This is a genomic window from Ereboglobus sp. PH5-5 (assembly GCF_029504805.1).
In the GTDB taxonomy this organism is placed as follows: domain Bacteria; phylum Verrucomicrobiota; class Verrucomicrobiia; order Opitutales; family Opitutaceae; genus Ereboglobus.
Map to the genome: position 1 here is coordinate 71,044 of NZ_JAQFIT010000008.1, position 22,580 is coordinate 93,623.

The window sequence follows — 22,580 nt, forward strand, 5'->3', positions numbered from 1 at the left end:
TATCGCGGGGTGCGTCACGAAAAATGTTGTGACGAAAAATACTTGAAAAGTGGTTGCGATTAGTGGGATGTAGTTAGGCCATGGGTGGCTTTAGCAGCCTTTGACAATGCGGGCGGCCATTTATTTCTCTCTTTGCTCAAACATAATTCATCCAATCCAACATAATTGTGCGCGAAATCTCCGGCCATAACGGCTCCGATACCGCCCATAAAATTTCAAACTCCTTTCCTGCATGAAAACCTCATTGAACAACCTGCGGACCTTTTTCGCCGCGATATTCCTGACAACGTGCGCGCTTTCACCTTTGCGCGCGGATGAAGCCCAATGGCAGGGCACCGGCACGGGCGATTGGAGCCTGTCCGGGAACTGGACGCCCGCCGCGCCCAGCGCCACCGGCACGGCCTACATCGACAACAGCGGCACGGCCGTGGTCGGCAACTCCACGTTTGAGGTTGGCGGCATTGTTGTGGGAAGCAATGGCGCGGGCGGATTGATCCTTGGCACCGACGCGGTTGTCACGGCCACAGCCCCGGCGGCGGGAAATTTATACATCGGCGAAAATGCCGGCGGCAACGGCTCGCTGGTAATGTGGAGCAACGCCTCGCTTGAAACACGCCACGCCGCGATTGGTTCAGACGGGACAGGCTCGGTGTCGCTGCACAACAACGCCTCGCTCAAAACCGACGGCGCCCACATCGGCTTGAACGCTGGCGCGGTCGGCACGGTGTCTGTTGACGGCAACGCGACATGGGACGCGGGCACCCTCCATATCGGCGGCTCCAGCAGCGCCGCGGGCAGCTGGGGAACGGGATACCTGACCATTCAAGGCAGTGGTGCGGTAACGAGCTCCGACAACATGATCGGCGCGGGAGTTGACGGAATCGGTGAAGTCAAGGTGTTGGGCAACAGCCAGTGGACCATCGGCACGGCATTGACTGTCGGCAATTATGGCAGCGGTCTTTTGGAGATCAGGAACAATGGCAAGGTGGTCAGCGGAACGGCGTCCGCTCTCTCGAGCGCATATCTCATCGGTTTCGATGCAGCCGGGACAGTATCCATTTACGACAATGGCATTTGGGACATGACCGAAGCCGATGTTGCAACGCACGAGTTTGCGATCGGCGGTTCGTCGAATGGCACGCTGAACATCAACGATCAAGGCTCGGTTCTCTTTCCCGGTGTGATCGCACTCGGAAATTACAGCACAGGCGTGGGCACGATCAACTTGAACGGCGGCGTGCTGGAAGTCGCCGGACTTGAAAAAAAGGCCGGAGCGGCAGTGGTCGAGTTCAACAGCGGCACGATTCGCGCGGCCGCGGATTCGGCAGATTTTATCTCGGGGATTCCGTATGTCAGCATCCGCAACGGGGGCGCGGCCGTTGATACCAACGGCCATAACGTTATCATCGGCACCAATTTCATCGGCAGCGGCGGACTGACAAAAACGGGCGCGGGTTCGCTCACCTTTTCCTCGGCGCAATCCTACTCGGGAACAACGACCATCAAGGCCGGCGTGATCACAGCGGGCGTCGCGAACATAATCATGAATAGCGCCGCGCTCGTGGTTGACGGCACATTCAACCTCAACGGCTACGACCAACAAGTGGGCGACCTGTCCGGCGCGTCGTCAGGCGTGCTTTCGGGCATCGGCAAATTAACCGTGAACAACTCGGAGGATAGCACTTATTCCGGCGCCCTCAAAATCACGGGCACACTGGTCAAGGCGGGATCGGGCACGCTGACCATGGATGGAAACACCGCCGCTGCGGATTTCGGAGGTTTGGTGTCAGTAACCGCGGGCCAGCTAAAAATCGCCTCAAACAACGCCCTCGGCGCCGGCACGATTGACAACGGCGGCGTCATTGAAATCGCCGACGGCGTGACCGTGTTCAGCAACACCATCACCGGCGCGGGTATCACCGAAGTGAGCGCCTCCGGCGTGAACCTCACAGGCACGCAAACAAATTACGAGGGCACTTGGAATATCACCGGAAGCGGCACAGTGGCCTCGCAAGAAAACCTCGGCGCGGACGCCACCGTCGAAATCGAAACCGACGGAAGCCTGACGCTCAAGACAGCCACCGCGGGCAATTTTCAGTGGAGCAACACCCTGCGGGGCAGCGGCACATTGACCGTGAACCTCACCGGCACGTCGGACGTTTTCAGCATGGACACCACGACGACCGGAGCCGGTTTCCAAGGCGCGGTGGAATTGAAAAACAGCGCCTATGTCATAGACGATTCGACGGAAGCTCTGCTCGCAAACGCGACCCTTTCCCTGGGCACAGGCAACGTCACCCAAATCGCGACAAGCTCCGGCACGCGCCAGATCGGCGGCATCACACTTGACGGCGGCTTGCTGCAATTCGGCGAAGTCGAACCGATGGCGGGCCAGGTCGAAACCGTCCTGAAAACAGGCACCCTCACCGTCGGCTCCGGCAGCATCCAGGTGGGATTCAAAGACCCCGGCTTGATCCCGAGCGGCACTAATCTCGCGGCACTGGAAGGCACGCCGCTGCTGAAGCAGGACGACGGCGATGTGCTCATGAAATTGATCGAGGCCGACTGGGCCTCCGGCAACGCCGCCAATCTCGTCATTCATGACGGAAGCGGCGCGGTGGTCAGCAATTCACACAGCATCAACCTTTCGCACGACGGCGTGACGACAGACGCCGTCGCCACTTACGACTATGTGGCGAGCACCGGCGCATCAAGCGACGGCCTCTATATTTCCTACGGCCTGAAACAACTTGATATCCTCGACGGACGCACGATGGCTCTCGATCACGACGACGGCACCGCCGCTGGCTCGACCCTGAACACAAAAATCACGGGCGACGGCAGCCTCGACATACAAGCCACCGATTGGATCATGCTCAGCAACGCGGAAAGCGATTACACCGGCACCACGAGCGTGAGCAGCGGCACGCTCCGGCTTGGCGCAAATGGAGCATTGGGGCAGACCTCCATGCTCGCGATTGAAAACGGCGCCGCGTTTGACGCCGGCAACTTTGCCCAGGAAATCGGCTCCCTCGACGCCAAGGAAGGCTCGATCCTCGCGCTCAACAGCGGCACCCTGCAACTCAACGCTGACGGCGAAATCCGCGGCACCGTCACCGGCAGCACGAGCGCAAACCTCATCATCAACTCCTCCACACTCGCCGTCTACGGCGCAAACGCCGAGCTGCATTCCAAAATCACCATCAACGCGGATTCCGCCGCGCTTCTCGACAATGCGGGTGGTCTCGGTGACGGCATTATCGAGTTCACCGACAGCACCGGAAGCCTGACCGTTTCGAGCACCTCAAACGGCACGCTCGAAAACACACTCGCCGGCAGCGGACGCTTGATTAAGGAAGGCGCTAACACACTGACCATTGCGCAAGCCAACAGCGACTTTGAAGGCGCCGTGGACATTAACGAGGGCCGTCTGCTCGCAACGCACATCTCCGCCCTGAACATCGCAACTGTTAACGTGGCCGCCGATGCGATCTATGAACTCTCGGGCGTGAGCGGCACGCTCTCAAACACGGTCGCCGGCTCGGGCACGCTCGCGCTCACAAACAATGCCGCCGTCACAATCACCCGCGCCAACACCATCGCCTCGACACTCGGTGTTGATATGAACAACGCCCGGCTCATCGCCGCCGCGACCGGCATGAGCCTTGGAAATGTTTACATGGCAAACAACAGCTGGCTGGGCTTTGCCGCGGGCGCTCCAAAAACAATGACAATCGCCCGTCTCGAAGGCGCTGACTCGATCCTCTCCCTCAATGTCAATTTCGATGAGGTGAGACGACTTGCCACCGGAAAAACGTGGACCGTGATTGATGGCGGACTTGCGGGCGATTATTTGCAAATCAGCGAAGCCGCTTCCGGCGCGTTCGGCGTCAACATCGTGCACTCGGGCCGCGCCCCCGCCGAGGGCTCCTATGTGGAGCTGATCAACTTCACCGGTGCCGCGGGCGACGACACCGCGCAGTATCACCTCGTCGATGTTTATGGAAACCAGATCGACGAACTCGACCTCGAACTCAACAGATTCGTTCTGATAAAGGGCACTGAGAATCCCGGCCAGCTCAACGACAACGCATGGTATTTGAAGGACACCGGACGATCCAGCGTTGTTGACGCCGCCATCGCCGCCGCGGCCATGCTCGGCAGGGATTGGAACTACGCAATGGACTCCATGCACCAGCGCATGGGCGAAATCCGCATGGAACGTGAAGCGCTTGCCCCCAACGCCGCCAACAAAGGCAACATCTGGCTGCGCGGACGAGGCTACCAACTAAACGCGGACGCGGACATGAGCGGACGCTCCTACTCGCAATACGGCTACGGTGTCACCGCGGGCGGGGATCGCGCTTTCAACACCGAAAACGCAACCTGGCTCCTCGGCGCGTTTGCCGATGTCGGCGCGGTTGATCTCGACCTTGGCAACAGCGGTAAAAGCCAAAGCCGCGCGGTGTCATTCGGCGTGTATGGCAGCTGGTTGCACAAAAGCGGCTGGTATGCCGACGCCATCATTAAGGGCGGGCACCAAGAGCAAACCATCGACGCCAAAAGCCCGAACGGCCACGTGACCAGCGGCGAGGACAATACCAACATGGGCGGGATTTCCGTCGAAATTGGCCGCCACTTCAACTGGAGCAACGGCTGGTGGATCGAGCCTTCCGTGCAGGCGTCGATGTCATGGTTTGGAAAAGCGGAATATGAAACCACGTCCACTGTGAGCGCGTTCGACATAAACATGGACTCATTGAGTTCGCAGCAATACCGCGTCGGAATCCGCACGGGCCGCCAGTTCCGCGACACAAAGTGGCATCCCTACGGAAAACTGGCCGCCGCAAAAGTGAGCAGCAGCGGCGGGCTCGTGGAAATACTTGACCGTGAATTCACGCCCGATTCCGAGGGCTGGCGTTTGGAGGCCGGCCTCGGCGCCATGTATCGCCTCACCGACATCAGCCAAGTGTATTTGGAATATGAATACGCGACCGCCGACAACTACGACCGCCCATGGTCGTTCAACCTCGGCTACCGCGTGCTCTGGTAATCCGCGACACTACGCGAACTTTTTCATTCGCAAGTTTTGCTGGATGTGTTTCCGCCACACGGCGGGAACACCGGCCTGCCTCGCAAAATCAGGCCACTTGGCAACGGCGGCGCGCACCTCGTCGATAATCGTCCCGGCACGCCCGCGTTTCATGATCGCGTTTCGCGCGCACGCCCTGAAATCGGCCAGGGTGAAATCGTCGCGCTTGCCGTTCATTGTCATTTGATGCGTCGACGTCCAGTCGCCGTCAGGATTGTAACTGAAGGTCAGGTCGAATGCCGGTGACAGTGTCCAACGTCCGGCTTTGTTCATGAGGAAGGCGATGTTTTTCACATGGTCGTCCTGATTGCGCGCGATGATGTTGAAAACCATGCGCCGAAACTGCTCCTCGACCGCGTCTGTTTGCAGTCCGAGCATTCGGATCACCTGCAGCGCCTGTTCGTAGGAGTAGGCCCCCGCGCTATTGAAGTCGTAGTGTGCGAGCGCGCAGAGCGACTGCATGTGAAGCTTGCCGCCGCCGGGCTGACGGTCAAAACGGCGCGTCATGAAATGGCGCCGCCCGTGCTCCTCCAGCAAACGGCACTCGCTCATCGCAATGCCCGCCTCGCGTGCCATCAGTGAATACGCATACTCAATCGCACCGTAGCCTTTGGGGTCGGCGAGTTCCTTGTCGCGGTTGTTCGAGACGCCGTCGAATTTGAGCAACCAGTATTCGAAACCGTCACCTGCGCCGACCTGGCCCGACCGCACTTCATTGGTGCGGGGATTCCAAGCAATGACCGCCTTGGCGCGCGCGCCACCCGCGGATGTCCCGACCCGCAAGATGTCCTTGAGCGACTGCGCGCGTTTTTCGTCGGAAAACGTGCCTTTCAAATCGTTGCGATGCTTGAGCACGTCGGAGGCGAGTTTTACCAACGCGTCGATTTCGATTTTTTTCGCGGCGCGTGTAACGGGGCCAACCACCGGCGCAAATTCAAGCGCTCCCATGCCCCGCCCTCCCGTGTAACAAAGGCGTTCAACAGCGTTGAACGAGTCCGGCGTCCTTCCCTGCGTGGCAAGCCATGCGTTGATGAGCGCATTGCCAAATTTGTCCGGCAGCGAATCAGCCAGCATTCCTGGCAATCCATGGAATGTCCGCCATGGCAAATTGGGAAAACTATAAATGCGATCACTCAATGGCATCACAATGGGAGAAACTTGGATGCCGCTTTCTATGAATGCGCGCTCGTATTCAAAAACAGCAACGTCCGTCGGGCCATTCACCGAAACCGCGCCGATGGTGCGGCCCCAGAGTTTCACTTCCGCGATCGTTGTCATGTGTCGTCCCCCCACGTCCAGTTGCCGGGCTTCGGCTCTTCCAGCAGAAACTGCCCGGCGGTGCGATTGTGCTCGGAATACCTTGCCGAATCGGTGCGCGGGCGCGCGCGTTTGCGTTGACGGCCCCTCAATTTCAATTGCGTCATCGGGCTTGGGGGTAATTCAGGTATCAGGTCGTTAAAATGTTCGACCAATCCCAAGACACGACAGACACGGATGAGCGCAACCAGTTGGGATGAGCCGCCGTTTTCCATGCGTTCCAATGTGCGTTTGGACACGCCCGCAAATTTCGCAAGTTGTGCCTGGGTCATGTTTTCAGAGAGGCGTGTTTGCGCCAGTCTGATCCCAATTATTTTGAGAATTGGTTGATCGGACATGTTTTGCTCGATTTTCATTTTTCGTATTATTTGGCGAAAAACACTACTTTTGTCAAGATATTCGCCACTAAAAGCGATTTAATGATATGTATATAACTCACGATTTTTGACAAATTATAGTGATTTATGGCGTTTTTTCGCCATTTTTCACGACTATCATACCTTATAAAAAACTAGCTTTTTTCTAGGTGATATTTATGGGCGGGGGCTTTTTCTCGGTTGGGACATCGAATCTTTTATGGTTGCCGAAATGCGCGTCGTCTTCTTTCTGCTTCTCTGCAACAGGGGAACGCTCATGTGACTCCGGTTGCGCGAAACATCAACCATGTCACTTCTCCCATTCTCAAGCCAGCTCATCGCTGATGTCGGCATTTCCTTTGGCGACGAGGGCAAAGGCCGTCTCATTCCCGAACTCGCCAGTGAACTGCGTGGCACACCCGCCGCGGTTTCCGTGGTGCTTAAGGTCAATGGCGGCGCAAACTCCGGGCATACCGCCGCCGGTATCAAGCTCAATCTTCTGCCGGCCGGTGTCGTTGAACGCGAAATCGCGCATCTGGCCATCGGCTCTGGAGTTGTCGCCGATCCGCGCAAGGTCTGGTGGGAGGCGCTCCCTCTTGAAAAAAAAGGCTACCCCACCCTTTCGCGCCTGCTCATTGACGAACGCGCGATGGTTTCCGATTTCACGCATCGCCTGCTTGATCTCGCTTGGGAGGATTACCGAACCAATGTTCTTCGCGAGGAGCCGCGCGGCTCCACCGGACGCGGCATCACGCCCGCATTCTGCGACGAGACCGGCCAGTGGCAGATCACCTTTGCCGATTTTCTGGCCTCGCCCGACGACTACCGAAAAAAACTTGCCCAGCGCGCCGATCGCGTCTGCCGCACCATTCAGCACGTCTGCCAGGTCAGCGCCGTCACATGGGACTCATTTTTCGAGAAACTGACCGCTGCGGAACTCCGCGCCAACGCCGAGGCCATCGAACTCGGTGTCTTCACTGCCGACGAATTTGATTTCAAGCGTTTTAAAGGCGCCGCGCCCTTCACGCTCAACCTCGACGCGCTCGCCGACACCTACTGGCGCGCAGGTTCTTCGCTCGAAAAAAACATCGGCGAAGTTCGCGAGCTCATCCTCAGCGAGGTTCGCGCCGGACGCACCATCATTGGCGAGTTCGGACAGTCCTACTGGCTCGACAAACGCCACGGCTTCTCGCCCAACGTCACCGCGTCGCACACTTTCGCGCCGGAGTTTTTCGAGAGCGCCGGCATTCCGCTCCAGCGCATCCACACCTTCGGCGTCGCCAAGGCCTATGACACCAAGGTGGGCACACACACCTTCATCACGCAAATGGACGACGCGCACCCGCTCGCCGCCAAGCTCAAGCAAATCGAATTTGGCACCAGCACCGGACGCCAGCGCATGGTCGGTTGGTTTGACGCTGTTGAAAAAGGCGACGCGCTCCGCTACGGCGGCTACCAAGATCTCATGATCAACAAGGCCGACGCGCTCACTCACGACGGCAATTGGCGCGGTGAACTCCTTATCTGCACCGCCTACGAAGACGCATCCGGCAAGCGCTATCATCACGTCCCCCGCAACGAGGCCGTCCGTCGCACCCTCCGCCCTGTTTACGCAAAATACGCGGGCTGGTCCGAGGACATTTCGAAAATTCGAAGCTTCGCCGATCTTCCCGAAAGCGCCCGCCGCTACGTCGCCGCCATGTATCGAACCACGGTAGAAGTCGCGTTCCACGGCGATTACGGCAACGACCTCTCGCGCATCCCCGCCTCGGCGCTGCCCAATTTCCGATACCTTGGCGTCGGCCCCGAACCCTCCCAACTCATCAAGGATATCCCGACTGCGATGGAACTGCTCAAGCTCACCTGAGTTCTTGACGCCGCCTCCGCTCCAGTCCGCCCGCCAGCTGCCACACTGTGTTTGCCGCTCACAACAGCACACAAATCAAAAAGCGCGGAATTGCCTTCTCGCGCTTTGTTTTCACAGGCGGCAACACTCGCGGCACGGGCATCGCCATCTTCCTCACGCTATTTCTGCTTCTGGCCAGCGGTTGCTCGAGTGTTCGGAAAAATTACGCGAAAATTGCCTCCGAAGCGCTCCCCCCTCCTTCGCACACAATCAACACACGGCTTATCGCCGAGCAACTCGCCTTGCAGCCCGAGGGACATTCCGGCTTCCGACTTCTCGCACTCGGAACCGAGGCGCTCTTCGCCCGCATCGCGCTCGCCGACCAGGCCGCCAGCTCGCTCGATGTCCAGTATTACATGATCCACGACGACTCCACCGGTCGCCTTGTCATCAAGCACATCCTCGCCGCCGCCGACCGCGGCGTGCGCGTGCGCGTGCTCATCGACGACATTCATGTGATCGGCAACGACCGCAACATCCTCGCCATCGACTCGCACCCCAATGTCGAAGTCCGCATCTTCAACCCCTTCAAAATTCGAAAGAGCCTCGCGCTAGGCCTCGCCACCCAGTTCCTCTTCGATGGACGCCGTCTCAACCGGCGCATGCACAACAAATCCTTCATCGTCGACAACCAGGCCGCCATCATCGGAGGGCGCAACATCGGTGACGAATATTTCGACGCCCGGCAGGACATGAACTTCCGCGACCTCGATGTTCTCGCCGTCGGCCCCATCGTTGCCCAAATCAGCCAAAGCTTCGACGACTTCTGGAACAGCAACGCCGCCTACCCCCTCGTGGCATTTTACGACCATGTCAAAGCTTCCAAAAAACTAATCGCCCTCCGCGCCACCCTTGAAAAAAACGCGCGTGATTACCCGGCGGCTGAAAACATCCGCGGCCTCTTCGCCCCGGCCTTCGCCATCGACGACGACCCCGATGACCTCTTCGAGGACGATCTGGTCGAATCCCAGGCAGAAACACTCCATCCCCGGCGATTCAACTGGTGCTGGGCGCCTGCGCAACTCATCGCCGACGATCCCGGCAAGGCAAACCCCTACGACGCCCCCAAAAAAGGCCCGCACATCGGTGAAAAACTCGCTGAAATCATCACCACCGCCAACGATGAACTCCTCCTCATCTCGCCCTATCTTGTCCCCCGTCCCCAAGGTGTGGAAATGTTCGGCAATCTCGTCAAACGCGGCGTCGATGTAAAACTCCTCACCAACTCGCTTGCGTCCACCGATGTCGCCATCGTGCATGCCGGATACGCCCGATACCGCGCGCCGCTCATCGATGCCGGCGTCCATCTCTACGAACTCCGCGTCATCCCTTCCTCGACTAAAAAACGATTCTTCCGAGGAAAACGCACCGGCATCAGCCTCCACGCAAAAGCCTTTGTCATCGACCGGCGCATTACCTTCATCGGCTCCATGAACATCGACCCCCGCTCCGAACTCCTCAACACCGAGATGGGCGTGCTGGTCGAAAGCCCCGAACTCTCCCGCGAACTCGCCGCATTCTTCAACGAGGCCATTGAGCCCGATAGCAGCTACCAAGTCCGCATCACCAAGCCCGACACCGAAGGCAACCGCAAACTCTACTGGACCGGCACCCCCGACGGCAAACCCGCCACCTACAACACCGACCCCAACGCCAGCGTCTGGCGCCGCGTGAAAACCACGCTCCTCCGCATCTTTCCCATTGAGGGCCTCCTCTAAATTTAGCACCTCGCCTGAATCCTTTTTCACCATGCCTCGCATCCCGATCGAAGACAATTACACCGACATCCTCGGCAAAGCCCAGCGCGGCCTCCATATCACCGACGAGCAACTCGCCGCCCGCGCTGAAATCACGCCCGCCGAACTCGCTTCGCTCAAAGCCGGCCAATTCGACGAGGCCGCCGCCCGCCGTGTCGCGCGCCACCTCCGCCTCCACCCCGGCGCGCTCGTCAACTTCGCCTCAAAAAAATGGTATCCCACGCATCCCGTTTTTCGCAGCGGCTTCGCCGCCTTCAACGCACCTCACGACGACATGACCGTGAACAGTTACCTCGTCTGGGATCACCGCTCGCGTCAGGCCGCACTCTTCGACCCCGGCGCGTCCGGTGAAAAAATCCTCGACTACCTCGCCGCCGAAAAACTCTCGCTCCGCCAAATCTTCCTCACCCACGCGCACGAAGACCACATCGCCGATCTCGGCAAAATCCTCGCCGCCATAAAAACAGCCACGCCTCCCGAAGTCTGGATTTCCGCGCGCGAAGCCTCCGACGTTCCCGAGGCAAAACCCTTTGCCGACAACACCATCTTCCACATCGGCGACCTCACGCTTCGCAGTTACCCGACCTCCGGGCACTCCCCCGGTGGCACCACCTACTACACCACCGACCTCTCCTACCCCCTCGCCATCGTCGGCGATTCGCTCTTCGCCGGCTCGATGGGCGGCAGCGCGGACGCTTACGACGACGCCATCAAAAACAACTGGAAATACATCCTCTCGCTCCCACGCGACACCGTTCTCGCCTGCGGCCACGGCCCAATCACCACCCTGGCTCAGGAAAAGAAAAACAACCCCTTTTTCGCTCGTTGGTAAAAAACACGTTCGTGCAGGAAAACGAAACCCTGCGAAGCCGCGCAAATTATTTTGTCCCCAACGCCGCCTCCACCAACGCAGCGCGATTCAACTTTCCCTGCGCGTTGCGCGGCCACTCGGCAACCGGCACGTATGACTTCGGCCATTTATATTTCGCCAGGGAATGCAGCGCCGACTCAACCCGGCGCATATCGAGCCTCGCAACTGACCGCGCCGGATAACACGCCACCACACGCTGCCCCCATTTCGGGTCGGGCACGCCAATCACCGCCACGTCGGTGAACACGCCACTCGTGCGCAAAACCTCCATCACCTCGACCGGCATCACCTTTTTGCCACCCGTGATTATGACCGCGTCGCGCCTGCCAACAATATTCAAGCATCCGCGCGCATCCCAGTGCGCCATGTCCTCCGTGCGGAAAATCTCCATCTCGCGCCCATCCGGAAAATATCCGTAAAACAAACTCTCCCCGCTTATCTGAACCAAACCCGTTTGACCGCGCGCCATTTCGAGCCCCGTCCCCGCGTCAACAATCTCCACGTTCACATGCGGCATCGCGCGCCCGCTGCTGCGATCATTGGTCTCCAGAAAATCGCTCGCGCCCTGCGCCGTCACCATCGCGCCCGTCTCCGTCATTCCGTAACTAAGCACGACCGGCAGCTTCGCATGCGCGGCATCCTGCACGAGCTGCGGCCACACCGGTCCGCCCCCGACAAATATGCATCGAAACTGATGCAGCCAAAACAACGCCCGCTCGCCTGACACCAGCAGCCGCTGCAACTGAGTGGGCACGAGCGAAACCACCCATCCTCCCGGCAGCTCCGCCTCGCGCGGATAGTTCCCCCGGTCAATCTCCTTCCAATCCCAGGGTAAATGCTCGCCGCAGGTCGCCGCGCAGCGCACGCGCGACATGAAGCTGCTCACATGATGCGCCGGCAAAACATCCACCGCATTCACCCGCGCCATTTCGAAATGTTTGCAAAAACCCGACACCGCCACCGCCAGCGTCCGCTCATCGTGCCGCGCAAATTTCAGCTCACCACTCGTCCCGCCCGTCGGCAGGCACAGCCAGCCGTGTCCGGGCTGATCCATTGCGTCGGCAATTTTCCCGAATCGCTCAAACTGGGCAGTCTCTCTCGCGCCCCATTTCGGATCGCACAAAAAAACAAACCCGCCGCGCCTTACGGCACAGCCCGTTGCCTCCGCCACTCGCATCAATTCAGCGCGTTCCATAAAATCTCCGGTTTGAATTGTTCCAACTCCTCCGCGCGCACAAACGGCGCCGCCCGGGGTCCGTCAAAACGCGCGTCCTCAAACAACGGCCACACGCCGAACCCAAGCGCGCGCGGTTTTTTCGTGTCCGCGAAAAACTCGAACGCCATGTTCAGCGCCGTCTTCGCCCCCACCCCCGTCTCAATCGCCGACGAAAACACTGTGCGTTCCTTCGGCAGCCGTTTGAAGGCGCCATCCGCATCACCCAACAACGACGGCTTGACCACAAAAATTCCCGGCCAGTCCAGCTCCAGCCAGCGTCCGACATCCCCCGCGCCAACCACCGACTCATCCAGCGCAATCGGCACCGGATAATCAGCCGCCAGTCCAAGCAGCAAATCCTCGGCGCCGGCGGCGTCCGCCGCGACAGGTTGCTCGATAAATTCCACCGGATATCCGACACATCGCGACAGCCAGCGTTCCGCGTCGCGCCGACCCCACGCGCCGTTCGCGTCGAGTCGCAACCGCGCCCCCGCCGGAAGCGCCGCGCACACATCATCGAGCAACGCCAGTTCGTCCGCCATGTCACCCGCGCCCACCTTCCACTTGAACGTGCGAAAACCCGCCTCCGCCAACGCCGCGATTTTTCCCAACGCCGCGCGCCCCGCCGGCAACAACGCCGCAACCGGAAGGTAGGGCGAAGCATCCGGCTGAGCCGTTGGCAGATGTTTCTCGGGGAAAGACAGCCCGGCTGATAACTTCGCCCTGCCCAGCGCAAACCGCAAACACGGATACCGCGCCGCGTCGATTTCGCCAATCCGCTCATCACTCACCCGCGCACCCAGCGTCGCGCACACATCGGCCGCATCGACAACCGTCTCCGTGCCAAACCAAGGGATCGGCGCGCACTCGCCAAAACCCACTCCGCCGTCCTCGCGCTCAAGCCGCGCAAGCAATCCCTCGCGTCGCGTCCACAAACCGTGCGCCGTGCGCAAAGGCGTGCGAAACGGAAGCGAATAACGACGGTATGCAAACGTGTAATTCACGGCGATTTTATCAAGGCGCCCGCAGCAACACATCCGACCACTCGCCCATGGTGCGGTGCTCGATTTTCCACTGCGGCACTATTTTCGCATACGCATCGCGCACCTGCTCGTTTTCACTGGCGAGAATCCCGCTCAAAATAAGCACGCCACCAGGAGCAACCGAATCAGTTAGTTCCCTTGCAAACTCAATCAGCACATTCGCCAAGATGTTCGCCATCACGATCCCGGCCTTGTGACCCGCGAGCCCCGTGACGAGGTCGCCGGTAAAAAAATCCACCCGCCCCGCCATGTCGTTGAGCTCCGCGTTCTCGATGCTCACCCGCACGGCATCGGGATCGTTGTCAAATCCGCGCACATTTTCGTAGCCGAGCTTCGCCGCCGACAGCGCGAGAATCCCAGACCCGCACCCCGCGTCAATCACCCGCGCATCACGATTGAACGGCAACTCGACAAGCCGCTCCACGCACAACCGCGTCGTCTCGTGATTCCCCGTGCCAAACGCCATCCCCGGATCGAGCCAGATAACCTCCTCGCCCCCGGGCAGCGTGAACTTGTCGCGTTCCCAAACCGGAACCCAGTGCAAGCGCCCGAATTTCCACGCCTTGAAGTGCGCCTTGTAACTGTCGCGCCAGTCGCTGTTGCCCAGCGCGCGCAACCCGGCCTCGCCAATCGGCGCGCCGCCCAGTTGCGGCCTCAACGCGTCCCATTGCGCGCGCGCCTCGTCGCCACTCTGGAAAATGCCGACAACCCACGCGCGCTTTTCAATCACATCCTCAAGCAGACTCCACCCCTCAATGCCCAACTCGAGCAAAAGATTGTCCGTCTCATCAACGGAGGCGGGCGTGATCTCGACCTTTATTTCAAATAAATCCATGCCGCACACGACACGCCGGACCTGCATCTTCGGCAAATTGATTTTTCAAAGAATCCGATTTCCCCCGTCAGCGCGCAAAGCCGCGCAAAACCGATCCGCTTGACTTTCATCGCGCAACTCTCGTCCATCGAACTTCAATCACATATTCAATTTCGCCACTACGCAGATCATGCTTCCCACCCTTCACACCACGCTCCTCACACTCTCTCCATTCACGCCCGCCGACGCGCCGCTCGTGCAACGCTACGCGGGCGACGCGCGCATCGCCTCGATGGCCGCGTTCATTCCGCATCCGTATCCCGACGGCCTTGCCGAGCAATGGATCGCCTCGCACCTGCCCGATCACCTCGCGCGCACAAGCACCACGCTCGCCATCCGCGAGCGCGACACCGGCGAGCTGCGCGGAGCCATCGGCCTCATTCTCACACTCGAAAAACGCCTTGGCGAAGTGGGCTACTGGGTCGGCGCGCCCTTTTGGAATCAAGGCATTTGCACCGAGGCCACCCGCCGCATCATTCAATATGGTTTCGACGATCTCGCTCTCGAAACAATTCGCGCGCATCACTTCCCCCACAACCCTGCATCCGGACACGTCATGAAAAAAGCGGGCATGACACGCATCGGCGTCATTCCGCGCTGCACGCCCAAGGACGGCCAGCTCCTCGACGCCATTCAATGGCAAATCCTCAAAACTGATTTTGACACACAAAGAGAATAAACCACCCGCCCCACGCGATATTCCAACACAAATCGGCAACTTAGGGCTTCTCGCACGCGACCATCTGCAAATCCGAGCATTCGGACACGTCCGCGGTAATCGTGAAATCGGCTTTGTATGATTTCATCTTCCCCGTAATAATATCCTCGACCTCGTCGCCCGTAATTTTCATCGGAAGCTCGACCGTCAAAGTATAATGCCCGAAAGGCATGTTTCTGAAGAAAACTCTATCACCGCGTATTGAAACCTCGCCCGTCTTTCCAGAATCCATCTTCCAATATCCCTTATAGTATAATGGATTATGGGTTTCGTTGTCGGGAAAACGTAGCCTCATGATTGCATCCACACGAGGCGCTAGTGTGGCTGCGTGGCGAGATTTTGCGAAATGAACAACAGCTGATTCCTCTTCTCCAAATTCACCAATATTGATGGAGATATTATACCTTCCAAGGGCGACGGACGGAAAGACAACCGACTCGGACAAGCGGATGATACCTATGGCGCGATCTCTGCTTCCTTCCATTCTTTCATCATCAGACATCCACACAAAACACGCATATATCGGGACTTTATAGTCAGCTATTGGGTGGGTTAAATTAAAATCAAATATCATCGGAGCGCTCTGGATGTCCACGGAAACGATCTCTGATGTTTGCAATCTGGCGACCGGAGCCTCCGCAAAAAAAACCGGCACCTCCGGCAACGCCTCGCCTCCGTATCTGGAAAACACGAGTCTCCCGTCGCTTCCTGTCGCGCGCAAAATAAAATCCCGGTCTAGCTTCAAAATACCGTTCTCATTTGTTGAGCCTTTCCGAGTCGCTACTTCGCGGCGATTCCCTTTGAAAACATACAGTGCCGACCTGACTTCCGTGTTGGCCAGAGGCTTCCCGTTTATGGAAATCTTATAATAAACCGGCCCCGGTTTTTTTGGCACAACCGGTTCGTAACCGGTAATGCCCTTGATTGCCGTCACAGCCTCGTCGCACACTGTTTTTGATGGATGCGTTCTTATCACCGCCCGCAAGGGATCGACTATCAGCGGAGACTTGGTTTGGGCCAGACGTTTGATGACCTCCCTGCACTTTTCCGGGTTCGATTCGGGCGCGAGAAGTGTTGTCATGAACCGTATGATGTCATCGCGCAGCCCATGCGAAATTTCCATGCGGCCACCATACCCATAGGGTCGTTTGCGGTTTTTTGCGTCACCCGAAGCATCAACCAATGCAGAAAGGAAATCCAGTTCATAGGATGACAACAGATCATTGTCGCGCATCTTTTCAGCCTCTTTCAGTGCCACGCGTATCGAAGGTTCATCACCCGCTCCCACAAGCAGCCTTAGCGCATAAGGGTTAAACCTTCTTTCGGGACTGATTCTCGCGTCAACATACGCGCCGCGGCAAAAAGTTTGATAATCAATGCCGCATAATTCGACAAGTCGCTGAAACATTGGCACCCTCTCGGGAGAAAACCAGAGCGTGCTATAGTTGTCACTGAGCACTGAGGCGATCGCCAGATCATATCGCTCCTCCATAAGCAAAGCGATGAGCAACGCCTGCCGCTTGGCCTCAAAAAATCCGAATGCATTGGTGCCACAATCGGCCATCCACTCCCATAGAAAAATCTTCTCGGCACTGACCGCGCGTTTCCCTGAGATCATATCCTCCACCATCTGCCAAAACTGGTCTCCCCTATAGGTGTATGACAGACGCCTGTTGTCGGCGACATAGCCATGGTTTTTCGCAAACACAGAATCATTCCACGGCTGCATAATCCGCCTGTATGTTTTCCATGCCTCAAGCTCATCCCTTGAAAGATGCGATGCCATCTTCTCGATTTTGTCATCATTGCTTTCAATTACGATTGGTGGCGGGCGAATTTTCTCAAGCTGAGCCAATTTCCAACGAAGCCAGAAGGACGTGAAATCCTTCATGTAAACTTTCTTGAGATAAGATAGCGGATTGTTGACAAACAACTCCCGCAACACGGGGAAGTCTTCCGGTGCGCCATGTCTACAAGCTTGGCCAAAAACAGTTCCGAAACAGGAATCCAACGACTTGTCCGTTTCACGAATCAAAATTATGCGCTGGCATATTTTCAGAAGATCACCCGCGTTGTTTTTGGGATAAGTGGAGGCGAAATCCTTCCACTCAACGGCCTTCAACGCCATCGCAAATTCCTCGTCGGTTCCGGCGGACAACACCGCCGCCAAAGCATCCGGAGCATCAGCATGGACTCTTGGATTTTTTTGAGCCGCAACACCGATCAGCCACAGGATTCCGCAGCCCATCATTGCATACAGGAGCGACTTCAATTTCATATTTTCAAGCAACCAGCGCACCAGAAGCCTCGCAAGCACAATGACATTGCACCTCAGCTCCTAGACGCCTTGCCCCAGCCAATTCTTCAGTTCCTCGTCATTCGCAATCCGCAGGGACGCGCGGTATTCGGGCGCGAGAAGATCGTGAAAACTTTTGTCGGCAAAGCGGCGGCAATGGAGAAGAACCTTGGCACGCTGTCCCGGGGCGCGAACCAGGCGGCCCAGGGCTTGATTCACTTTTTGAATGCCGGGGATTTGATAAACACGGCGCGCGGCCTCGTCGCGTCCGAGATTTGCATAGGCCGCGAGACGCGCGCGCTGGATCGGGTTCACCTCGGGGAGCGCGGGGCCGACGACCATCGCGTGCGAGATGCGGCCGCCGAGCAGGTCGATGCCCTCGGCGAAGCTGCTGCCAAGAACAAGAAGCACCACGCCGGGCGCTGATAGGGATTGCCCCAGCCATGCGTTTTGCGCGGCAAGATCAGGGAGCTTGGGTTGCATCGAAATGCGAATCGCTGGATGCATGTCGGCAAGCTCGCGTTGGATGGTTTCGGCATAAGCGTAGCTGGGAAAAAACACAGCCACGTTGCCGCCCGACGCCGAGGCGAGCGAGGCGATGGTGGATGCGGTGGTTTCGGAAAACTGCGCGCGTTGCTGGTAGGTGGTGTTGACGCGGGTGTCGATGGCAACGTCGTAGGCGTCATCGCGCCAGGGCGTGGCGGCGCGGACATAATGCGGCGCGGCGGTTGCGCGGGCTTCGTCGAGCGCGAGCAGATCCGCGGCGGAGGTGAGCTTGGCGAATAGTTTTTTTGTGTCGCGCTTGGTCAGCGCGCCAAGCTTATCGAGCTTGGGAGAAGAGGATGCCGGGCCGGGCTCCGGTGTTTCCGGCGAATCCAGTCCGCATGCGGCGGTGAAGTTTTCGACAGGAGTGAGTGTCGCCGAGGCGAGGATGGCGCCGCCAAATTCGGCGATGGCCGGACCGATAGCGTCTGCTGCGTCAAGGCAGGTGATTACGAGGAGCGCGTTTTGCGGACTCCACCAAAGACGGGGAAGGTCGAGCGACGCGAGATCGGCGGCAAGCTCGGGAATCGACCAGAGCGTCTCGCTGATCCCGGCGGGCATTTGCGCGTAATCGAGCGGCGTGGCGGTGATTTGACCGGCAAGAGTGTCGATGAGTTCGCGAGCGTCGTCCTCGGTCGCGAGCGTGTGCGCGCCGTTTGCCTTGAGCGTCGAAAGAAAGTGAACCCAATGACTCCACGCGCTGGAAAGCGCCGAGGGAACCCGAACCATGTTGAACCAACTGCCAACCGCGCGCGCGTCGTCCGCGTAAAACGCATGGCTGAAAACATCGGCAACGCGCGACGGGAGATTGTGAGCCTCGTCAACGACGAGCAGCGTGCGCTCCGGATCGTAGCCGGGCTGCCCGGTAAAAATGCCGCGATTGGCCGGCGAAAAAATGTAATTGTAATCGCCGATCCACACGTCGTTGAACGGAAGCGCGGCGCGGGAAATTTCGTAGGGACAAATGCGCGCGTCGGCACCCGCGGCGCGAAGCGTGGCGATGTCGCGCGGATGATCTTCGACAAGATAAAAGCGCGACAGCCCGCTCTTCGGCCAGCGAGTTTCGAGATCGTTGAGATAGGCGCAGGTGTCGCGCGTGCAGTTGTAAGCGGTGTTGATGCAATGCTCGCGCTTGGGGCGCATGAGCCAGGCGGTGACGGGCGTGGCACGGGCCGCCAGCTCGCCGGGGCGGGGATCGTGCGGCACAGGCATCCCGTCCGTGGAATCGGCGGCGACGGGGATTGCGCACGCGGGAGCCACTGAGGGTTGCGATTCGATTTGGTGAAACGAACCCTCCGGATGAGTCGCGTCGATAAACAGCTCACCCGGAGGGTTCGCCCTACCCTGGTCTGCCATATCCGCGAGAGTGCGCGTAACCTGGAGTTGTCCGGTGGCTTTGCTCGTGAGGTAAATGAGTCGGTCAAAACGGCCCTCGCGCATGTGCGAAAGCGCGAGTTCGAGGAGAATGCCGGTTTTGCCGAAGCCAGTGGGCGCCTCGAAGAGAACAACCGGGTGTTCGGCAAGCGCGTCGGCAAGATCGCGCCCGGTCGTCTCCTGTCCGGGCCGGAGCGTGGCGAACGGCGAGCGATAACGAAGACTGCGAAGACGCTCGCGGGCGCGAAGGCGAAGGTTGAGAAACTCGGTGACTCGCTCGAGTTGCGCGCGAAAAAGCGCGTCGTCGATTGCGGTGAGCGTGATCGTCTGGGCGAGTCCGCTGGCAACTTCGACGAAATGGAGCTCGGCGCGGATGCGCGGGGATTGATTGCCGGTGTCCACGAGGCGACGCAACTCCGCGTAAGTGGCGAGCTGGACAAAGTAAGCGGGATACTCGGCGCGCAGTTCGGATTCGTCAGCGGGAATGGGACGCGTGACGGTTTTGATCTCGCGAAGGATGAGCGGCGTATTTTCGGTCGCGGGAATGAGCTGGTCGATACGACCGGTGAGCGTGAGTATCCAGCCGCGATGAACAATTTTCCCGGTGATGGGGATTTCGAATTGCGCGGCGGAGTTTTCGGATGCGATTTGCGCGCGGAGCTGGTTATGCCAGTGGGTGCCGAGTTGCGCGCGCCAGAGTCCGCTTGGCGCGCCGGACGCATCGCGCGGCCCGAGGGTGAAATCTGAAAGTTCACCCACGCTCAAGCTGGCGGTGCGTTGTTCGAGATTGAAATCCATCGGAGAAATGCGGAACTCGAAATGCCGAATGCGGAACGACGGTCACGCAAGCGTGTTTTCAAAAAAGAAAAAAGCAGACCGTAATTCGGTCTGCTTGAAAAAGCGCAAAAATGCGCGAGGCGTGTTTGAATAAGGGGACAACGCGGCGTGATGCCAATTCCACACTTATTTGATTGCCGCCACGGCGTCGGCGAAGGCCTTGGCCTTGGCGGTGATTGTCGCCCAGTCTTTTTCCTTAAACGCCTTAGCCTGGACGAGCGAGCTGCCCGCGGCGGTGGCGGTGGCGCCGGCCTTGATGAAGTCGGCCACGTTGTTCTCGTTGACGCCGCCAGTGGGCACGAAGTCGATTTGCGGGAAGGGCGCCTTGACCGACTTGATGTAGTTCGGGCCGAAGAATTCGGCGGGGAAAATTTTCACCGCGTCGGCGCCGGATTCCCATGCGCGGAGGATTTCGGTGGGCGTGAACGCGCCGCTGAAAACCGGCACGCTGTAACGGCGGCAGAGTTCGTTGACCGCGGGAAGCGTGGCGGGCGTGACGATGAACTTCGCGCCGGCAAGGATGCCCGCGCGCGCGGTTTCGGTGTCGAGCACGGTGCCGAGGCCGAAGATAAAATCAGGCAGCTCGGCGGTCGCCTTTTCGAGCAGGCGGATCGCGCCGGGCGTGGTCATGGTGAGCTCGATGCTCGTGAGCCCGCCCGCTGCGAGCGCGCGCGCGCAGTCGATGAGTCCGTCGGGACTGTCGGCGCGAATGAGGCCGATCACTTTGTCGGCTTTGATTTTTGAGAGGATGGCGTCTTTTTTCATGGTTCGGATGATTGGTGGTGAGTTGTGAAAAGTGCAAAGGCCGCAAATATTAAATCGCGAAGTGCGGATTACGAAATCAAGGGGCGCTCAAGCGCAAAACGAAAAGCAGATGACAGTTTGATGGATTGTTATTCCGCATTCCGTTTGCGAAGCAGCCTTGGAATCCGCATTCCCCATTCGTCAGATTTGATATTCCTGCAACGGCACGGGGTCGGTGATTTTGGCCTTGGGGAGCGCTTCCGTGAGTTGCTCCATGAACCAGGCGCGCGAGGCGGGTTCGCCGTGCGTGAGCACGATGGAGCGCGGGTTGCATTGCACGGCGTATTGCAGGAGTTCCTCGCGGTCGGCGTGGCCGCTGAGTTCGAACTTCTCGACGCGGGCCTTGATTTTCGCCTTCACGTTGGCCGCCTTGAAGAGGTAGGTGTCGCCGTTGCGCGAGGCGAGGATTTCGCCGCCGGGCGTGGAGGGATCGCAGTAGCCGACGAAGCAGATGGTGTTGTTGGCGTTGCCGATGAGGCCCGAGGCGAGGACGTAGGAGGGCGTGCGCTCGACGAGCATGCCGGAGCTGATTATGTAGAGCGCGTTTTGCTTCGGGTCCTCGCCGGGATTGAGTTTGCGGGGCGCGGGTTTGATTTTGAGTTCCTTGATGATGCCGCGGTTGAAATTGGCGTGTTTTGTTTTGCGCGAGATTTCGTCGAGGTAATCGGCGAGGTCCATGCCGAGGCCGGAGGCGTAGATGGGGCAATCGACGAGGCGGCGGAATTTGCGCGCGTCGTGGATGATCGAGAGGACTTCCTGCTGGCGGCCGAGCGCGAACACCGGGATCAGGCAGGAGCCGCCGCGCTGGATGGTTTCATTGATCGTGTCGACGAGGCGCACGACTTCGTTGGCGCGGGATTTTTCGGGCGGGCGCTCGGTGTTGCCGCGCGTGGTTTCCATGATGAGCGTGTCGAAACGGTCCACGGGAAATTTCGCACCGTTGAGCGTGCGCTGATTGTCGAAAAGGACGTCGCCGGTGATGAAGATTTTGCGGCGCTTGTGCTGGATTTCGACGCCCGCGGCACCGGCGACGTGGCCCGCGGGATGGAGGATGAAGGTAATCGCGTCCTTGTTGCCGCCGGATTGCACGCGCTTGGCCTGGCCGAAGGGAATGCCGGTGAAGCGTTTTTTGAGGCGGTCAATTTCCTCGTGCGTGAAGAGCGGATACTCGGGAATGTTGGCCTCCTCCTTCTGGCGGAGCATGACGTTGGCGGAGTTGTGCAGCATGCGCTCGAGGAGCATGGCGCTGGAGGTGGTCATGACGACGGGCGCCTCGGGGTGCTCGCGCATGAGCACGGGCAGGCTGCCTATGTGGTCGAGGTGGCAGTGCGTGATGATGATGAGGTCGAGGTGGACGCCGCGGATTTTGCTGAAATCGGGCGTGGCTTCGCGTCCGGCTTTTTTCGGATGGAGGCCGGAGTCAATTATGACTTTGAGTTCGCCGATTTGCAGATATGTGCAGTTGGCGCCGATGGCGCCGTCGCGGTTGAGGTCGATTAGCTTCATGTTGTGCGCACAAGAAAACGTGCGCGCGGGCGGCGGCGCAAGTGTGAATCCCGGGACGGCGCAAACACTC

14 protein-coding genes are annotated in these 22,580 nt (G+C 59.0%); 5 read left to right on the forward strand and 9 right to left on the reverse strand.

Features of this window, described 5'->3' with window-relative positions:
* The first annotated feature begins 232 nt into the window (after positions 1 to 232).
* On the forward strand, positions 233 to 5,053 hold the full coding sequence (locus M2103_RS06775) for an autotransporter outer membrane beta-barrel domain-containing protein (protein WP_277509569.1): 4,821 nt from the start codon (positions 233 to 235) through the stop codon (positions 5,051 to 5,053).
* 9 nt (positions 5,054 to 5,062) lie between these two features.
* On the opposite strand, the gene M2103_RS06780 is transcribed toward M2103_RS06775, so the two are convergent.
* Both M2103_RS06780 and M2103_RS06785 read right to left on the reverse strand, forming a co-directional pair.
* A complete protein-coding gene (locus M2103_RS06780; protein ID WP_277509570.1) occupies positions 5,063 to 6,370 on the reverse strand; it encodes a HipA domain-containing protein in 1,308 nt (435 codons plus the stop codon).
* Entirely contained in the window at positions 6,367 to 6,765 is a 399-nt protein-coding gene (locus M2103_RS06785; RefSeq protein WP_277509571.1) for a helix-turn-helix transcriptional regulator, read from the reverse strand. Before M2103_RS06785 ends, M2103_RS06780 begins: the two co-directional genes overlap by 4 nt.
* Before the next feature lie 307 nt (positions 6,766 to 7,072).
* Here M2103_RS06785 and M2103_RS06790 point away from each other — a divergent pair, with 307 nt between their 5' ends.
* The 3 genes from M2103_RS06790 to M2103_RS06800 are packed head-to-tail and all read left to right on the forward strand — an operon-like array spanning position 7,073 to position 11,260.
* The gene (locus M2103_RS06790) at positions 7,073 to 8,632 is read left to right on the forward strand and encodes an adenylosuccinate synthetase (protein WP_277509572.1); all 1,560 of its coding nucleotides are present in this window, start codon (positions 7,073 to 7,075) and stop codon (positions 8,630 to 8,632) included.
* Positions 8,633 to 8,679: 47 nt separating this feature from the next.
* On the forward strand, positions 8,680 to 10,389 hold the full coding sequence (locus tag M2103_RS06795; RefSeq protein WP_277509574.1) for a phospholipase D family protein: 1,710 nt from the start codon (positions 8,680 to 8,682) through the stop codon (positions 10,387 to 10,389).
* A 31-nt stretch (positions 10,390 to 10,420) separates the two neighbouring features.
* Positions 10,421 to 11,260 (forward strand): MBL fold metallo-hydrolase, encoded by an 840-nt coding sequence (locus M2103_RS06800; RefSeq protein WP_277509575.1) that lies wholly within the window; start codon positions 10,421 to 10,423, stop codon positions 11,258 to 11,260.
* 46 nt (positions 11,261 to 11,306) lie between these two features.
* Here the strand turns inward: M2103_RS06800 and M2103_RS06805 are convergent, their stop codons facing one another.
* From M2103_RS06805 to M2103_RS06815, 3 genes are read right to left on the reverse strand one after another with little or no spacing between them, the layout of a single operon-like run.
* Positions 11,307 to 12,494, reverse strand: a complete 1,188-nt coding sequence (locus M2103_RS06805; RefSeq protein ID WP_277509576.1) for an AMP-binding protein — start codon at positions 12,492 to 12,494, stop codon at positions 11,307 to 11,309.
* Entirely contained in the window at positions 12,476 to 13,552 is a 1,077-nt protein-coding gene (locus tag M2103_RS06810) for an o-succinylbenzoate synthase (RefSeq protein WP_277509577.1), read from the reverse strand. The genes M2103_RS06805 and M2103_RS06810 overlap by 19 nt, the downstream gene beginning before the upstream one ends.
* Positions 13,530 to 14,420 (reverse strand): 50S ribosomal protein L11 methyltransferase, encoded by an 891-nt coding sequence (locus M2103_RS06815; RefSeq protein WP_277509578.1) that lies wholly within the window; start codon positions 14,418 to 14,420, stop codon positions 13,530 to 13,532. Before M2103_RS06815 ends, M2103_RS06810 begins: the two co-directional genes overlap by 23 nt.
* Positions 14,421 to 14,562: 142 nt before the next feature.
* On the opposite strand from M2103_RS06815, the gene M2103_RS06820 reads away from it, so the two are divergent.
* The gene (locus M2103_RS06820; protein ID WP_277509579.1) at positions 14,563 to 15,111 is read left to right on the forward strand and encodes a GNAT family N-acetyltransferase; all 549 of its coding nucleotides are present in this window, start codon (positions 14,563 to 14,565) and stop codon (positions 15,109 to 15,111) included.
* A gap of 40 nt (positions 15,112 to 15,151) precedes the next feature.
* On the opposite strand, the gene M2103_RS06825 is transcribed toward M2103_RS06820, so the two are convergent.
* From M2103_RS06825 to M2103_RS06840, 4 genes are all read right to left on the reverse strand, one after another.
* Positions 15,152 to 17,467, reverse strand: coding sequence for a hypothetical protein (locus M2103_RS06825; RefSeq protein ID WP_277509580.1), 2,316 nt, complete (start codon positions 17,465 to 17,467; stop codon positions 15,152 to 15,154).
* A 21-nt stretch (positions 17,468 to 17,488) separates the two neighbouring features.
* Complete coding sequence (locus M2103_RS06830) at positions 17,489 to 20,161, reverse strand: helicase C-terminal domain-containing protein (protein ID WP_277509581.1); 2,673 nt, start codon at positions 20,159 to 20,161, stop codon at positions 17,489 to 17,491.
* A 165-nt stretch (positions 20,162 to 20,326) separates the two neighbouring features.
* Positions 20,327 to 20,965, reverse strand: coding sequence for a bifunctional 4-hydroxy-2-oxoglutarate aldolase/2-dehydro-3-deoxy-phosphogluconate aldolase (gene eda, locus M2103_RS06835; RefSeq protein WP_108826295.1), 639 nt, complete (start codon positions 20,963 to 20,965; stop codon positions 20,327 to 20,329).
* A 180-nt stretch (positions 20,966 to 21,145) separates the two neighbouring features.
* A complete protein-coding gene (locus tag M2103_RS06840) occupies positions 21,146 to 22,510 on the reverse strand; it encodes an MBL fold metallo-hydrolase (RefSeq protein ID WP_277509582.1) in 1,365 nt (454 codons plus the stop codon).
* Between the last annotated feature and the right edge of the window lie 70 nt (positions 22,511 to 22,580).

Coding starts and splice junctions, on each gene's coding strand:
- M2103_RS06780 (WP_277509570.1), bottom strand. CDS start 6,370: ATGACAACGATCGCGGAAGTGAAACTCTGGGGCCGCACCATCGGCGCG.
- M2103_RS06790 (WP_277509572.1), top strand. CDS start 7,073: ATGTCACTTCTCCCATTCTCAAGCCAGCTCATCGCTGATGTCGGCATT.
- M2103_RS06800 (WP_277509575.1), top strand. CDS start 10,421: ATGCCTCGCATCCCGATCGAAGACAATTACACCGACATCCTCGGCAAA.
- M2103_RS06820 (WP_277509579.1), top strand. CDS start 14,563: ATGCTTCCCACCCTTCACACCACGCTCCTCACACTCTCTCCATTCACG.
- eda (WP_108826295.1), bottom strand. CDS start 20,965: ATGAAAAAAGACGCCATCCTCTCAAAAATCAAAGCCGACAAAGTGATC.
- M2103_RS06785 (WP_277509571.1), bottom strand. CDS start 6,765: ATGAAAATCGAGCAAAACATGTCCGATCAACCAATTCTCAAAATAATT.
- M2103_RS06840 (WP_277509582.1), bottom strand. CDS start 22,510: ATGAAGCTAATCGACCTCAACCGCGACGGCGCCATCGGCGCCAACTGC.
- M2103_RS06815 (WP_277509578.1), bottom strand. CDS start 14,420: ATGCAGGTCCGGCGTGTCGTGTGCGGCATGGATTTATTTGAAATAAAG.
- M2103_RS06775 (WP_277509569.1), top strand. CDS start 233: ATGAAAACCTCATTGAACAACCTGCGGACCTTTTTCGCCGCGATATTC.
- M2103_RS06830 (WP_277509581.1), bottom strand. CDS start 20,161: ATGGATTTCAATCTCGAACAACGCACCGCCAGCTTGAGCGTGGGTGAA.
- M2103_RS06810 (WP_277509577.1), bottom strand. CDS start 13,552: ATGTGTTGCTGCGGGCGCCTTGATAAAATCGCCGTGAATTACACGTTT.
- M2103_RS06805 (WP_277509576.1), bottom strand. CDS start 12,494: ATGGAACGCGCTGAATTGATGCGAGTGGCGGAGGCAACGGGCTGTGCC.